The organism is Bradyrhizobium sp. CCGUVB23, from assembly GCF_024199885.1.
Classification (GTDB): Bacteria; Pseudomonadota; Alphaproteobacteria; order Rhizobiales; family Xanthobacteraceae; genus Bradyrhizobium.
Genome location: NZ_JANADQ010000001.1, coordinates 3,565,784 through 3,580,404, shown reverse-complemented (window position 1 = coordinate 3,580,404; position 14,621 = coordinate 3,565,784). Strand labels below are relative to the sequence as shown.

The 14,621-nt window shown below is 64.6% G+C and carries 11 protein-coding genes; 6 read left to right on the top strand and 5 right to left on the bottom strand.

The window, feature by feature from the left end; all coding sequences use genetic code 11:
- Positions 1-4: 4 nt before the first annotated feature.
- From NLN62_RS16295 to NLN62_RS16275, 5 genes are all read left to right on the top strand, one after another.
- Positions 5-868, top strand: a complete 864-nt coding sequence (locus NLN62_RS16295) for an ABC transporter permease (RefSeq protein WP_254109399.1) — start codon at positions 5-7, stop codon at positions 866-868.
- A complete protein-coding gene (araD, locus tag NLN62_RS16290) occupies positions 865-2,601 on the top strand; it encodes an L-arabinonate dehydratase (RefSeq protein WP_027526385.1) in 1,737 nt (578 codons plus the stop codon). Before NLN62_RS16295 ends, araD begins: the two co-directional genes overlap by 4 nt.
- A gap of 151 nt (positions 2,602-2,752) precedes the next feature.
- Positions 2,753-3,472, top strand: a complete 720-nt coding sequence (locus tag NLN62_RS16285) for a ribonuclease activity regulator RraA (protein WP_027526384.1) — start codon at positions 2,753-2,755, stop codon at positions 3,470-3,472.
- A gap of 73 nt (positions 3,473-3,545) precedes the next feature.
- Entirely contained in the window at positions 3,546-4,637 is a 1,092-nt protein-coding gene (locus NLN62_RS16280) for an SMP-30/gluconolactonase/LRE family protein (RefSeq protein WP_254109397.1), read from the top strand.
- A gap of 319 nt (positions 4,638-4,956) precedes the next feature.
- A protein-coding gene (locus NLN62_RS16275) for an IS630 family transposase (protein WP_371932905.1) occupies positions 4,957-5,896 on the top strand; the annotation gives its coding sequence in 2 pieces (ribosomal slippage) (positions 4,957-5,292 and positions 5,294-5,896; 939 coding nt in all).
- A 12-nt stretch (positions 5,897-5,908) separates the two neighbouring features.
- On the opposite strand, the gene NLN62_RS16270 is transcribed toward NLN62_RS16275, so the two are convergent.
- The 4 genes from NLN62_RS16270 to NLN62_RS16255 all read right to left on the bottom strand — a co-directional run bounded on the left by NLN62_RS16270 (position 5,909) and on the right by NLN62_RS16255 (position 12,261).
- A complete protein-coding gene (locus tag NLN62_RS16270) occupies positions 5,909-8,017 on the bottom strand; it encodes a S9 family peptidase (protein ID WP_254109395.1) in 2,109 nt (702 codons plus the stop codon).
- A 204-nt stretch (positions 8,018-8,221) separates the two neighbouring features.
- Complete coding sequence (locus NLN62_RS16265; protein ID WP_027526381.1) at positions 8,222-9,409, bottom strand: alanine--glyoxylate aminotransferase family protein; 1,188 nt, start codon at positions 9,407-9,409, stop codon at positions 8,222-8,224.
- Between the two features lie 130 nt (positions 9,410-9,539).
- Positions 9,540-10,265 carry a thermonuclease family protein gene (locus NLN62_RS16260; protein ID WP_254109393.1) on the bottom strand — a complete coding sequence of 242 codons (726 nt, stop codon included), beginning with the start codon at positions 10,263-10,265 and terminating at the stop codon, positions 9,540-9,542.
- 265 nt (positions 10,266-10,530) lie between these two features.
- A complete protein-coding gene (locus NLN62_RS16255) occupies positions 10,531-12,261 on the bottom strand; it encodes a hypothetical protein (RefSeq protein WP_254109391.1) in 1,731 nt (576 codons plus the stop codon).
- Positions 12,262-12,681: 420 nt separating this feature from the next.
- Here NLN62_RS16255 and NLN62_RS16250 point away from each other — a divergent pair, with 420 nt between their 5' ends.
- Positions 12,682-13,530, top strand: a complete 849-nt coding sequence (locus NLN62_RS16250) for a caspase family protein (protein ID WP_027526378.1) — start codon at positions 12,682-12,684, stop codon at positions 13,528-13,530.
- A gap of 183 nt (positions 13,531-13,713) precedes the next feature.
- Here NLN62_RS16250 and NLN62_RS16245 read toward each other — a convergent pair whose 3' ends face one another.
- Positions 13,714-14,616 carry an efflux RND transporter periplasmic adaptor subunit gene (locus NLN62_RS16245; protein ID WP_198031876.1) on the bottom strand — a complete coding sequence of 301 codons (903 nt, stop codon included), beginning with the start codon at positions 14,614-14,616 and terminating at the stop codon, positions 13,714-13,716.
- Positions 14,617-14,621 lie beyond the last annotated feature (5 nt).

Below are 14,621 nucleotides of genomic sequence, written 5' to 3'. Positions count from 1 at the left end.
TCTCATGGGCGAAGCGAGAATCTTGCTGCGAGCCGCGCCGGCTGCGGACGCCGTCAGCGCCGGGGAGGTTGAACGCAAGCTGAGCGTCCTTGAGCTCTTGTGGAACGACGGCTTCGTTCGCAAGGCCGTCATCATCCTGTTTCTTGCGGCGGTCTGGGAAGCCTACGGCGTCTACCTCGACAACCCCCTGCTGTTCCCGACGCTGCACGATACCTTCGTCACGCTGTTCGAGCGCGTCAAGGACGGCACCATTCCCATGCGCGCCTGGACCTCGCTCAAAGTGCTGTTCATGGGCTATTCGTCAGGCATCGCGCTCGCCGCCATCTTCACCGTGCTCGCAATCTCGACCCGCATCGGCACCGATTTCCTGGAGACGGTGACGGCGATGTTCAACCCGCTGCCGGCGATCGCGCTGTTGCCCTTGGCGCTGATCTGGTTCGGGCTCGGCAATGCCAGCCTCGTCTTCGTGCTGATCCATTCGGTGCTGTGGCCGGTCGCGCTCAACACCCATTCCGGCTTCAAGAGCGTATCGAACACGCTGCGCATGGTCGGCCGCAACTACGGCCTGCGCGGATTGCCCTATGTCGCAAAGATTCTGATCCCGGCGGCCTTCGGCTCGATCCTCACCGGTCTGAAAATCGGTTGGGCCTTCGCCTGGCGCACGCTGATCGCGGCAGAGCTGGTGTTCGGCGTGTCATCAGGGCAGGGCGGGCTTGGCTGGTTCATCTTCGAGAACCGCAACCTTCTCGACATTCCTGCGGTCTTCGCAGGTCTCTTGACCGTCATTATCATCGGGCTCTTTGTCGAGAACCTGATCTTCCGCGCTATCGAGCGGAATACCGTCCAGAAATGGGGTACCCAATCATGACCAAGAAGAAGACGCCCGACCAGCTCCGCAGCGCGCGCTGGTTCGCGCCAGATGATCTCCGCTCGTTCGGCCATCGCTCGCGCACCATGCAGATGGGTTACGCTCCGGAGGAGTGGAAGGACCGGCCGATCATCGCCATCCTCAACACCTGGTCGGATGCACAACCCTGCCACATGCACTTCAAGTCGCGCGTCGACGACGTCAAGCGCGGCATCCTGATGGCTGGCGGCCTGCCGGTCGAGTTGCCGGCGCTATCATTGTCGGAATCGCTGCTCAAGCCGACCACCATGCTCTATCGCAATCTGCTGGCGATGGACGCGGAAGAGCTGTTGCGCAGCCATCCCGTCGATGGCGTCGTGCTGATGGGCGGCTGCGACAAGACCACGCCGGCGCTCCTGCTTGGCGCCACCTCGATGAACATCCCGGCGATCTACCTGCCGGCCGGCCCGATGCTGCGCGGCAACTGGAAGGGCAAGACGCTGGGCTCGGGCTCCGATGGCTGGAAGTACTGGGACGAGCGCCGTGCCGGCAAGATTTCCGACAGGGACTGGCTCGATATCGAAGCCGGCATCGCCCGCAGCTACGGCACCTGCATGACCATGGGCACGGCTTCGACCATGACGGCGATCGCGGAGGCCATCGGCATGACGCTGCCGGGCGCCTCCTCTATTCCCGCGGCCGACGCCAACCACATCCGCATGGCCTCTGAATGCGGCCGCCGCATCGTCGAGATGGTTTGGGAGGACCTGACGCCGAAGGCGATTCAGACGCGCAAGGCATTCGAGAACGCGATTGCGGTCGCGATGGCGATGGGCTGCTCGACCAATGCGATCATCCATCTGATCGCGCAGGCGCGCCGTGCCGGCCAGGACATCGGACTTGACGATTTCGAGATCGCGAGCCGCAAGGTGCCCGTGATCGCCAACGTCCGGCCGAGCGGCGATGCCTATCTGATGGAAGACTTCTTCTATGCCGGCGGTCTGCCGGCGCTGATGAGCCAGATCAGGCCGTATCTGCATCTGGATTGCATCACGGTCACCGGGAAGACAGTCGGCGAGAATATCGCTGGCGCCGAGGTCCATAATGACGATGTCATCCGCTCGGTCGACAACCCGATCTACAAGGAAGGCGCGCTCGCCGTGCTCAAGGGCAATCTCGCGCCCGATGGCTGCGTGATCAAGCCGTCGGCCTGCGCGCCGCGCTTCCTCAAGCATACGGGCCCGGCGCTGGTGTTCGACGACTATCCGTCGATGAAGAAGGCGGTCGACGATCCCAACCTCGACGTCACCGAGGACCACATCCTAATCCTGCGCAATGCCGGGCCGCAGGGCGGGCCGGGCATGCCGGAATGGGGAATGCTGCCGATCCCGACAAAGCTCGTGAAGCAGGGTGTGCGCGACATGGTGCGCATCTCCGACGCACGCATGAGCGGCACCAGCTACGGCGCCTGCATCCTGCACGTCGCGCCGGAATCGTATGTCGGCGGCCCGCTCGCGCTGGTGAAGAACGGCGACCGCATCACGCTCGACGTCGCCGCGCGCACCATCAATCTGGATGTGCCGGAGGCCGAGCTCGCCAAACGCCGCGCAGAATGGAAGCAGCCCGAGCGCCGCTTCGAGCGCGGCTATGGCTGGATGTTCTCAAAGCACATCAAGCAGGCCAATGACGGCTGCGACTTCGATTTCCTGGAGACAGGCTTTGGCGCGCCGATCGGCGAGCCGTCGATTTACTAGAGCAACTGTCATTCCGGGGCGCCGCGCAAGCGGCGAGCTATGGTGCGCAATTGCGCACCTGAGAATCCATAACCACGATCGGGAGTATGGATTCCGGGCTCGCGCCAAGTCGCGCGCCCCGGAAAGACGAAGATGAGAGAGCGAGAACGCAATGACAAAACTCAGCGACGCCACCCGTAACAAGCTCAAGTCCGTCTCCACCGCCACTGTCGCCACCGCGCTGTTCAAGCGTGGCCTGCGCATCCAGATGATCCAGGATGTGCATCCCCTTGGCCCCGACCAGCCGACCATGGTCGGCGAGGCCTTCACGCTGCGCTACATGCCGGCGCGCGAGGACCTCAACACCATCGAAGTGTTCCGCGATCACTCGCATCCGCAGCGCAAGGCGGTCGAGGATTGCCCGCCCGGCGCGGTGCTGGTGATGGACAGCCGCAAGGACGCGCGCGCCGCATCCGCCGGTGCGATCCTGGTGACGCGGCTGATGAAGCGCGGCGTCGCCGGCGTCGTCACCGATGGCGGCTTTCGCGATTCCGCCGAGATCGCCAAGCTCGGCTTTCCCGCCTTCCATCACCGCCCGAGCGCGCCGACGAACCTCACGCTGCACCAGGCGATCGAGATCAACGTCCCGATTGGCTGCGGCGATGCGCCGGTGTTTCCCGGCGACGTCATTCTCGGTGACAGCGATGGCGTGATCGTCATCCCCGCGCATCTCGCTGACGAGATCGCCAACGAGACGTTCGAGATGACTGCGTTCGAGGACTTCGTCACCGAGGAAGTCAGCAAGGGCCGCGGCATCTTCGGGCTCTATCCGGCCACCGATCCGCAGACGCTCACCGACTTCGCGGCCTGGCGCAAGGCGAACGGTCGCTAGTCCGCATCAACCACATCGTCACACGAGCCGGCCGACGCAACGGCCGGTTCAGAGCAATCAGGGAGGAACTGAAATGAATCTGTCACGACGCGATCTCTTGGCCGGTGCTGGTGCAGCGGCGGCTTCCACGCTTCTCGCCCGCGCCGCCGGCGCGCAATCTTTCCCGTTCTCGCCGAACCAGCGCTATCCGGATGCCGCCGTCCAGATCCTCGATCCCAGCTTTGCAAAATACCGGCTCTATTCCTCGACGATCGAACAGGTCGCGACCGGCATGCGCTGGGCCGAAGGCCCGGCCTATTTCCCGGAAGGCGGCTATCTCCTGTTCTCCGACATTCCCAACAACCGGATCATGAAGTTCGACGAGAAGACCGGGCAGACCAGCGTCTTCCGCAGCAATGCCAATTACGCCAACGGCAATGCGCGTGACCGCCAGGGCCGCCTCGTCACCTGCGAGCACTCCGTCACCCGCCGCATTACCCGCACCGAAAAGGACGGCAAGATCACGGTGCTCGCCGACAAGTTCGAAGGCAAGCGCCTGAACGCGCCGAACGACATCGTGGTGAAATCCGACGACAGCATCTGGTTCACCGATCCGACGTTCGGCATCAATGGCGAGTGGGAGGGCAAGAAGGAAAAGCCCGAGCAGGCCACCACCAACGTCTACCGCATGGCCAAGGACGGCAAGCTCACCGCCGTCCTCACCGATCTCGTCAATCCGAATGGCCTGGCGTTCTCGCCGGACGAGAAGAAGCTCTACATCGTCGAATGGAAGGGCACGCCCAACCGCAGCATCTGGAGCTACAATGTCGGCGACGACGGCGCGCTGAGCGGTAAGACCAAGCTGATCGATGCCGCCGACCAGGGCTCGCTCGACGGTTTTCGCGTCGACCGCGACGGCAATCTGTGGTGCGGCTGGGGTTCGAACGGCGCGCTGCAAGCCGAGCCGACGGACATCGGCGGCCGCCGGGTGTTTCAGCTCAGGGGCAAGCCCGATGATCTCGACGGCGTGATGGTGTTCAACCCCGAAGGCAAGCCGCTCGCCTTCATCAAGCTGCCCGAGCGCTGCGCCAATCTCTGCTTCGGCGGCCCGAAGAACAACCGCCTCTATATGGCAAGCTCCCACTCCGTCTACGCGCTCTACGTGGAGGCGCATGGGGCGGTGTGAGGTGCACGCTGCTTGCGGTCGTCGCCTGGATTGAACGAGGCGAGGTTGGCGCTTCGCCTCTCCCGCCTGCGGGGAGAGGCCGGAATCCGCGCGGAGCGCGGATTCCGGGTGAGGGGGACTCTCCGCGAGTCCAGCTTTTACCGTGATTGCGGAAGCAGCCCTCCCCCAACCCTCTCAGCGCAAGCGCAGCTCGTCGCGGCCCCGTAAGAACGGGGAGAGGGAGAAGCTAAAGCGGGATGGGGTTAGGTTGAATCGATTTGGGATTCCCAAATCAGGCTGTTTCTGATTCACCATGCTGGCTGGGCGGAGGCCAGCATGGATGGGCAAGCCTTATTCTCTGGATCTTCGCAAGCGTGTCGTGGCCGCGATCGAGGGCGGGATGTCCCGCAATCAGGCAGCCAAGCAGTTTGGGGTCGCGATCAGCACGGCAATTGGCTGGATGAAGCGGGTCGATGAGACCGGCAGCGTTGCTCCGGGCCAGATGGGCGGTCACAAGCCGAAGGCGGTTTCGGGAGACCACGCGGTCTGGCTGTCGCAACGGATCAAGGACGGCGATTTCACCATACGCGGGCTCGTTGCCGAGCTTGCCGGACGCGGTCTGAAGATCGACTACCACTCGGTGTGGGACTTCGTGCATGCCGAGAAGCTCAGCTTCAAAAAAAAGCGTGGCGGCTGGCGAACGCGATCGTCCCGAGGTCGCGCGGCGGCGAGCCCAGTGGGCAAAGTATCAAGGTCGCGTCGAAGCTGAGCGGCTGGTCTTTATCGACGAGACCTGGACCAGGACCGACATGGCTCCGCTGCGGGGATGGGCCCCACGCGGGCACAGACTTCCGGCCAAGGTTCCTCACGGACGCTGGAAGACCATGACCTTCCTGGCCGCCTTGCGCCATGACCGGATCGATGCGCCATGGTTCATCGAGGGACCAATCGATGGCGTAAGCTTTCGGACTTATGTCGAGAAGGTTCTTCTGCCGACCCTTCGCCCTGGCGATATCGTGGTCATGGACAATCTCGGCAGCCACAAAAGCAAGCTCGTGCGCCAGCTCATTCGCTCCGCCGGCGCCAAACTGTTCTTCCTGCCAAAATACTCGCCCGACCTGAACCCGATCGAACAGGTCTTTGCCAAGCTCAAACATCTGCTCCGAAAGGCCGCCGCCCGAACCGTCGATACGGTCTGCGCCGCCATCGGTGAAGTTCTGACGGCATTCACCCCTGGAGAATGCGCGAACTACCTCGAAAATTCAGGCTATCGAACCTAATGCCATCACGCTTTAGACCTCCGCCTTATCCATCATCCCAACCGCCCACAGTGCAAACGCATACACGATCGCAACCTCGTCGAGGCGGTCGAAGCGCCCCGATGCGCCGCCGTGGCCGGCGCCCATGTTGGTGCGGAGCAGAACCGGGCCGCCGCCGCTCATGGTGGCGCGCAGGCGCGCGATCCATTTGGCGGGCTCCCAATAGGTGACGCGAGGATCGGTCAAGCCGCCCATTGCCAGGATCGCCGGATAGTCCTTCGCCGCAACGTTGTCGTAGGGCGAGTAGGACAGGATGGTGCGAAAATCCTTCTCGCTCTCGATCGGGTTGCCCCATTCCGGCCATTCCGGCGGCGTCAGCGGCAACGTGTCATCGAGCATGGTGTTGAGCACGTCGACGAACGGCACCTCGGCGACGATCCCGGCAAACAATTCGCCGGCGCGGTTTGCGACCGCGCCCATCAGCATGCCGCCGGCCGAGCCGCCGTGACCAATGATGCGTTTTGCGCTCGTATACTTCGCCGCGATCAGAGCGCGTGCGCTCGCCGCGAAATCGTCGAACGTATTGGTCTTCTTCTCGCGCTTGCCATCGAGGTACCAGCCCCAGCCCTTGTCGGCGCCGCCGCGGATATGTGCGATGGCGTAGACGAAGCCGCGGTCGACCAGCGAAAGGCGGTTGGTGTTGAAGGAGGCCGGCATCGCGGCGCCGTAGGAGCCGTAGCCGTAGAGCAGCAGTGGCGCCGTGCCGTCGAGCTTGAGCCCGCGGCGATACAGGATCGAGACCGGCACCTCGGCGCCGTCATGCGCCTTCGCCATGATGCGGGTGGTGACGTAGTCGGCTGCATCGTGGCCGCAAGGAATCTCCTGGCGCTTGCGAAGCACACGCGAGCGCCGGGCCATGTCGTAGTCGTAGACTTCCGAGGGCGTCGTCATCGACGAATAGGAGAAGCGTAAGTTCGTCGTCTCGAATTCGTAGGAGCCCATCGTGTCGAGCGAATAGGCGGCTTCGTCGAAGGCGATGGCGTGCTCTTCGCTGTTGCCGAGATCGCGGATCACGATCGCCGGCAGCGCGTTGGCGCGCTCCAGCCGCACCAAATGGCCGGCGTAGAGGTCGATGTCGATGACGTAGATGCCGGGGCGATACGGGATCAGATCGCGCCAGTTCTCGCGCTCGGGCGACGCGAGCGGCGCGATGACGATCTTGAAGTCGATGGCGTCGTCGGCATTGGTGAGGATGAAGAGCTCGTCGCCGCGATCGGCGAGTGAATACTGCACGCCCTCTTCACGCGCCGCGACCAAGCGTGGCGGTGCGTCCGGGTTGGCGAGATCGATCAGCCTCTGCTCGGATGTTTCATGGTCGCCGCCGGCGATCACGCAAAAGCGTCCGCTGGTGCTCTCGTGCAAATGCGTGAACCAGCCGGAGTCCTGCTCCTCATAGACCAGGATGTCGTCAGCCTGCTTCGTGCCGAGCCGATGCCGCCACACCTGCATCGGGCGGTGATTGTCGTCGAGCTTCACGTAGAAGAAGCTTTTGGCGTCCTTGCTCCAGACCACACCGCCGTCGGTTTCCTCGACGAGGTCGTCGAGATCCGTTCCCGTCGCCCAATCGCGCACGCGGATCGAAAAATACTCCGAGCCCTTGGTGTCGGCGGTCCATGCCTGCAGCTTGTGATCGGGCGAATGCCGGCTGCCGCCGAACCTGAAATACTTGTGGTCCTTTGCGAGCGCGTCGCCGTCGAGCACGATATGGCTGTCGCCGCCATTGCGCGGCATGCGGCCGAACAGCTCATGCTGTCCGCCTTCGCGGAACTTGCGGAAATAGGCGAACGCGCCGTCCGGCGAGGGCACGCTGGAATCGTCTTCCTTGATCCGGGAGCGCATCTCGCGCACCAGCGTCTTCTGCAAGGGTGCCGTGTGGCCGAGCAGGCTCTCGGTGTAGACGTTCTCTTCGTCGAGATATTTGCGGATGTCGGGATCGAGCACGGCGGGATCGCGCAGCACCTCCTGCCATTTCGCGTCCTTCAGCCAGGCATAGTCGTCGCTCACGGTGATGCCGTGCCGGGTGAACGAATGCGGCCGCCGCGGCGCGACGGGGGGCTTGGTGGGGCTGGCGGTTTTGGTCAAGTCGATCCTCGCGTCAGGGTGCGTGTCTTGCCCCTATATCGGATCGGACACGGGGGATTTAAAGAAGGCCGCGCGCACCGGCGGTCGGCTCCCTCACCCCGCTTGCGGGGAGAGGGTGGGGTGAGGGGGAGCCTCCACGGGGACGGTGAGAATTGGACTCGCGGAGAGTCCCCCTCACCGGCAAGCGGGGAGAGGCGAAGAAGCCTAAGCCCCGACCTGCTCGCCGAGATACGCCACCGCCGCCTCGAGGCCGCCCTTGCCGTGCGGGATCTTCAGCGCGTTGAGGCCCACTTCGATCACGCCGAGCGTGCCGAGCAGCATGGGCGCGTTGACGTGGCCCATATGAGCGATGCGGAAGGCCTGGCCGGAGAGATCGCCGATGCCGGTGCCGAGCACCACGCCGCACTTGTCCTTGCAATAGCGCTGCAGCACCGCGGGATCATGCCCGTTGCCCACGGTCACGGTCGTCACCGTGTTGGAGCGCTCGCCATTCTCCAGAATATTGAAGCCGAGCACCTGGCCCTCCGACCACATCGCGACCGCGCGGCGCGCGGCTTCGCCGAGCAGGCTATGCCGACGGAATGCGTTCTCAAGGCCCTCCTCGTGCAAGAGGTCGATCGCCTGGCGCAGCGCGAACAGCAGATGCACCGGCGCGGTGCCGGCATATTTGCGATAATGCTCGGTGCCTTCGCGTTCGCTCCAGCTCCAATAGGGCGTCGCCATGTTCGCCTTCTTGTGCGCCTCGAGCGCGCGATCATTCGCCGCGACGAAGCCGAGGCCGGGCGGCGTCATCAGGCCCTTCTGCGAGCCGGACATCGCGACGTCGATGCCCCATTTGTCCATCTCGAACGGCATGCAGCCGAGCGAAGCCACGGTGTCGACCATGTACAGCGCCGGGTGGCCGCTCGCCTTGATCGCCTTGCCGATCGCCTCGATGTCGTTCTGCACGCCCGAGGCGGTGTCGACCTGCACGACGACGACGGCCTTGATCTTGTGCTCCTTGTCACGGCGCAGGCGCTCCTCGACCTCGTGCGGGCGCACCGCGCGGCGCCAGTCACCTCTGAGCACCTCGACCTCGGCGCCCATCAGGGATGCCGCATGGCCCCAGCCGATCGCGAAGCGGCCGCTTTCCAGCACCAGCAGCTTGTCGCCGCGCGACAGCACATTGCTGAGCACGGCTTCCCAGGCGCCGTGGCCATTGGCGATGTAGATGTAGGACTTGCCCTTGGTCGCGAACAGTTTTGAGAGATCACTGATCAGGCTCTCGGTCAGATCGGTCATCTGCTTGGAGTAGATGTCGATCGCCGGACGATGCATCGCCCGCAGCACCTCGTCGGGCATCGTGGTGGGCCCGGGGATGGCCAGAAATTCCCGGCCCGCGCGAACGGTCATTGTTGTTCTTCCTTATGTGATGAAGACGGTCTGGAGGATCATCGGCTCACGCTTTTTACGCGCCGTGGGGAGCCAAGAAAAGCACGTAAAACGCGGGATAATCATGCAAGAAGCGATCGCCCGGACATGGCTATCGCCGCGTCTCGCGGCATCCGGCGGCTTCGGCTTCCTCGACCGAGCAGAACCAGCGGGTGCCCTTGCTGATCTTCATCTTGATCTGAGCGTACCAGCGGCTGGTCGGCTGGTGAAAGATGCATTCGCCGGCGCTGTTGACGTTGCCCTTGATGGTGCAATCCGGCGAGGGCGCGACGGGGCCCGACGCCGAGGCGAGCAGGATCGCATGCGCTCCTTCGGGCGGCTTGGTGGCGCCGAGGATCGCGGTCTTCTTGTTGCGCACGCGCCAGTCCCAGGGGGCGATGAAGGCGCCCTGCCACATGCCGGCCTTGGCTTCGCGCGCGACCGCTTCGTCGGCTTCATAGTCGTGGGAGATGCGCGTGAAGGCCAGCGCCCAGCCACTCCGCACCAGCCATTTCTGGATGTCCTCGCCGTCGACCTCGCAGCGCGCCACGGTGCGGCCGCGCCGGTCGATCGACCTCGCATGGCAGACCCAGTTCTTGCCCTCGACATATTTGGCGAGCTCCTCGCGCGCCGCCACGCCGCAAGTCCAGCGCTCGCCCTTGGTGTTGAGGCAGAGCTGGTCGCTCGATGGCGCGTCGATGCCGCCGATGCGGATGCGGGTATTGCCGATCTGGACGGAATCGCCGTCGCGGACCTTTGCCGTGCCGGTGATGTCGGCAGCCTGCGCCAGCGACGGCAAGGCGAGGAGGATAGTCAAGCCAAGAAATGTTCGCGACATGCCGGTCCGCGTCTGATGAAAATCCCGATAAGCCCAGCAATTGTGGTCGGTATTTGGCCGCCGGGCCAGCACCTGCCTAACTTATGGGCTTTCAACTTCCTGTCATCGTGATTGGAGGCTCGTGTCCCGGACGCGGTGGGGCGTGAAACGCTGCTCCGCAGAGCCGAGACCCAGAGATTGCGGGTGCACTCTCGGTGGCATGGGCCCCGGCTCAGCAGCGCACCGCTTTAGAAGCGCTGCGCTGCGTCCGGGGCACGAGACCTTTTTACCTCCGCCCCGCCATCACCTTCCTTGCCACCGCCAGCCCCATCAGCACGAAGGCCGACGTCACCTCCGGCCCGCCGACCAGGATCCGCGTCGGGGTCTTCATCTTGTTCCATTCATAGGCGCCGAACGGGCCGCGGCGGCCGCCTTCGCCGAGAGCTCTGACGATGCAGTTCAGCGCCGGCGCGAAGGTCTTGGGATCGGCGCCGAGATGGCCGAGCGCGATCAAGGCGAGCGCCGCGTCGAATGCATTCATCTCGGCGACGAGCATCTCGCCCTGGACATAGCCGAGCACGCGGGCGCGGATGAAATCGAAGGCGCCGTCGGGATCGATCGCGGCCTGGGCCGCCAGCGGCAGCGACAGGAAGGCGGCATAGCAGCGGCCGAAATAGGCGCTGTAGAGCTCGGGCAGATAATAGATGTGCGAGCGCGGATTGGCGAAGGCGCCGCTCGCCGCCAGCCGCTTCTGGAAGGCGACGATGCGATGCACGGTGGCGAGCCGCGCCGGCGTCTCCAGAATTTTCCAGCGCTTGAGATTGCGGAAGGACACTTCGAGGATGTCGAGGTTCAGCGTCGGATCGAGATCGTTGCCGTAGGGCCGCTCGCCAGCGAGATTGTCGATCCAGGTGGCGACGCCGCCTTCGTAATCGATGTTGTCGTTGAGCGGCACGGTGACGCGCGGCTCGTTGACGCCCTCGCGCACCTGGTAGCCGGCGTAGAAATCGAGCAGCGGTTGGCCGAGGATCGGATCCTCGCTGCCTGCCTGCGTCGCAGCAGAGAACGAGCACGCCGTGGTGTCGCAGTCCGGCACGTAGACGCCGAAGCCGAGGTCCTGCTTGATCTGCGCAAAGAAGCGCGAGAAGCGCGGATGCGGCGCCGGCGCCAGCGCAGTGATGACGTCGAAGCGCGCGCCGTCCGCACCCTTCACTTCCTCGCGGCTGATGTTGATGCAGAAATCGACCATGTCGGCGATCGCGGCTTGCGCGGCCTTGGCGTCGGCGGGCGAGGCGAGGCCGGTCTCGCCATAGGCGAGCAGCGCCTCGATGAAGAAGGCGTCGTAATAGGCCGAGCGGTGACGGATCTGCACCGGCTCCCACATCGGCTCGGCGATGCCCCGCCAGGGCGGATTGATGATGGCGCCTGCGCTCGAGCGCGCGACGAAGATACGCGCCAGGTTGAACAGCAGCGAGGAGTTCTTGTAGCCGCGCGAGTTCAGGCCGGTCAGCGCCATGATCAGCTCGCGACCGCGCAGGTCGGGATCGCCGATCAGGTTGAACGCGGCATAGGTCGGCAGGAAGCCGTTCTGGCGGTAGCTGCGCAGCAGATGATGCGCGCAGTCGCGGATCACGTTGTCGATCTCCGCCAGCGCCGGCCCCGCACCGTTGAACGGCATTGGTGGCGGCTTGGGATGGTCGAGCGCGATGGTGTCGAGGAGGTCGGCGACGGGACGGCCGACCGCCTCCCAGTCGGGCTCGGCATCGTCGCGGGCACGGGTCAGCGCCGCGCGCAGCCGGGTGAGCCTCGCCTCATCGCGCAGGTCGGGCAGGCCGGCGCGGCGGAGCAGCGCCCGCAGGGCCGGATTGCCGAGCGCAGTCTTGTAGAACTTTGCCAGATGCGGATCGCCGGTGGCCGGGCCCGCCAGCACGGGATCGCAGAGGTCATAAAGCGAGGGGCCGTCCTTCCGTGCCGTCAGGGCGCGGAAGGCGTGCCCGGCGAAATAATGAAAGCTCATGAATTACCTGGTCGCGCGGGGCCTTGCCGGGGTTCACGGCGCGTCGTCCCGGCAGCGCGCCTGTGTTTCCGCAAGTATTTGAAAAGTGTCACGAATTCGCGTGGAACACAAATGTGACCGATGTCACAGAAAAAGTCGCGACGGGAACTGCTTGTTCGGCCCTGAAAAGGGGCCGAAAGGATGAAAAAAGGCCCATCTGCGGCGTCAGCAATTAACCAGTATATTCAGTGGTTTAGCTGAAAAGAAGGGCAATCTATTGCCCCGGGGGCGATATCCGGTTAAGGGTTTGTTTGGTGCGGCGCCGCAAATTGCGCGCAATTCGGGGACACATCCCCGGCCAATCCCTCAAACCTAAAGACGCCATCGCGCTACTCAAACAGGTACGCGCGTTGCGATGGCTCCTGACAGGAATGAACCGAGATGAATGTAAGGCAGCTCGACATTTCCCGACGTACCATTGCGGTCGCCGCCGCTCTGATCGGCACGGTGTCGCTGGCGATCGGCGCCCACGCTGCCCTGAACATGCGCGCCCTCGATGCCGCCAAGGCGGTCTCGACCGCTGAGGTGACCGGTTCCGTCGGCCACACCTCGCGCCTCGCCCTCGTCATCGGCAATGGTCATTATCCCGACGCCAATGCGCCGCTGTCGCAGTCGATCAACGACGCGCGCGCGCTGTCGTCCTCGCTGCGCAGGGGCGGCTTCGACGTCGACATGGTGGAGGACGCCAGCAAGGACGACATGGTCCGCGCCGTCAACCGCCTGAAGTCGAAGATCACACGCGACAGCGTCGTCATGCTGTTCTTCGGCGGCTACGGTGTGCAGGCCGGCCGCGAGAGCTACATGTTGCCGGTCGACGCCGTGATCTGGAAGGAAAGCGACGTCCGCCGCCAGGGCGTCTCGATTGAGAGCGTGCTCGAGATGATGAAGGAGCAGGGTGCCAAGGCCAAGCTCGTCGTCGTCGATGCCTCGCGCCGCAACCCCTATGAGCGCCGCTTCCGCTCCTACAGCCACGGGCTGGCGCCGATCAGCGCGCCCGACAACGCGCTGATCCTCTCCTCCGCTTCGCCCGGCAAGGTCGCCGACGACGGCAAGGGCGATCACAGCGTGCTGGTCAGCGAACTCCTGAACAACCTCAATGCGCAGGGCAGCGCCGAAAGCGTCTTCAACAAGACCCGCGTCGCCATCTCCCGCGCCTCCGAAGGCGACCAGGTCCCGACCGTGTCGTCCTCGCTCCTGGAAGACGTCCAGTTCGACCAGGCCGGCGGCTAGTCCTTCATATCCACCAAAGTCTCCAGCAAAGTCTCGTGCCCCGGACGCGGCGCATCATGAAATGATGCGCTGCTGAGCCGGGGCCCATGCCTTTTTGCGGAGTCTTCGAAAGAGATGGGTCCCGGCTCAGCCCAGCAGCGTTGCACGCTGCAGTGCGTCCGGGACAAGAACCCTTCTTAAGCGTTACTTCGTCTCAGCGCTCGCCATCACGGGGCGTACCGGGTCGCCTTCGCGCAACAGCGCGCCGGCGCGGGCGACGACGATGTCGCCTTCGTTGACGCCGTCGCGGATCTCGATATTGCCGCCGGACATCAGCCCGATCTCGACGCGCTTGGTCTCGACGCGGTTGCGGCGGATGATCTGCACCACGGTGCCGGCGGGGCTGTACTGCACGGCGGTCAGCGGGACCGCGATATTGCAGCTCTGCCCGGTCTTGATCAGCGCGCGCCCGCTGGAATTCACCAGCAGCCGCCGCGGCGTCGAGATGCCGATATAGACCATGCCCTGCTGGACGTTCGGCTCGACCGTCGGCCCGATCTTGCGCACCTTGCCGTCGATGTCGCCGGCACCCGCGATGCGTACGGTCGCCGGCTGGTTCACCGCGAGCTTCTTGATGTCGGCGGTGGCGACGAGGCCGACGAGGTCATATTCGCTGCGCGCCACGATCGAGAACAGCGCTTCGCCGCGCGCCGAGGCCGGCGCGCCGATCTGCGCCGTCGAAGCCGAGATCATGCCTGCAACCGGCGCCGTCACCTGGACTGTGCCGCCTTCGGGCAAGGCCAGCCGCGCCAGCACCTGGCCGGCGGTGATGGTGTCGCCGGCTTCCGCCAGGACCTCCGTCACCTTCAATCCGGGACGCTCGGGCCGCACCGAGGTTTCCTCGCGTGCGATGATCGTGCCGCTCGCTTCCACGATGTCGGAGAAACAGGACTTTGCCGCCTTCAGCACCGTGACGGCCGGTCCCTTGGGCGCCTCCTCATCGGCGGCGCGGGCCGGGAGGGGGCCAAGAAAAAGGCCAAGCCCCAATGCGGCGGCGACGGCCACGGGAAACAGGGTCTTGTTGGACATGCGGGTGCAATGACGCATCGGAC

Bases quoted from the DNA above. Each gene is read 5' to 3' on its own strand.
- NLN62_RS16245 (WP_198031876.1), bottom strand. From the start codon at position 14,616: ATGCGTCATTGCACCCGCATGTCCAACAAGACCCTGTTTCCCGTGGCC.
- NLN62_RS16255 (WP_254109391.1), bottom strand. From the start codon at position 12,261: ATGAGCTTTCATTATTTCGCCGGGCACGCCTTCCGCGCCCTGACGGCA.
- NLN62_RS16250 (WP_027526378.1), top strand. From the start codon at position 12,682: ATGAATGTAAGGCAGCTCGACATTTCCCGACGTACCATTGCGGTCGCC.
- NLN62_RS16295 (WP_254109399.1), top strand. From the start codon at position 5: ATGGGCGAAGCGAGAATCTTGCTGCGAGCCGCGCCGGCTGCGGACGCC.
- NLN62_RS16280 (WP_254109397.1), top strand. From the start codon at position 3,546: ATGAATCTGTCACGACGCGATCTCTTGGCCGGTGCTGGTGCAGCGGCG.
- araD (WP_027526385.1), top strand. From the start codon at position 865: ATGACCAAGAAGAAGACGCCCGACCAGCTCCGCAGCGCGCGCTGGTTC.
- NLN62_RS16285 (WP_027526384.1), top strand. From the start codon at position 2,753: ATGACAAAACTCAGCGACGCCACCCGTAACAAGCTCAAGTCCGTCTCC.
- NLN62_RS16265 (WP_027526381.1), bottom strand. From the start codon at position 9,409: ATGACCGTTCGCGCGGGCCGGGAATTTCTGGCCATCCCCGGGCCCACC.
- NLN62_RS16260 (WP_254109393.1), bottom strand. From the start codon at position 10,265: ATGTCGCGAACATTTCTTGGCTTGACTATCCTCCTCGCCTTGCCGTCG.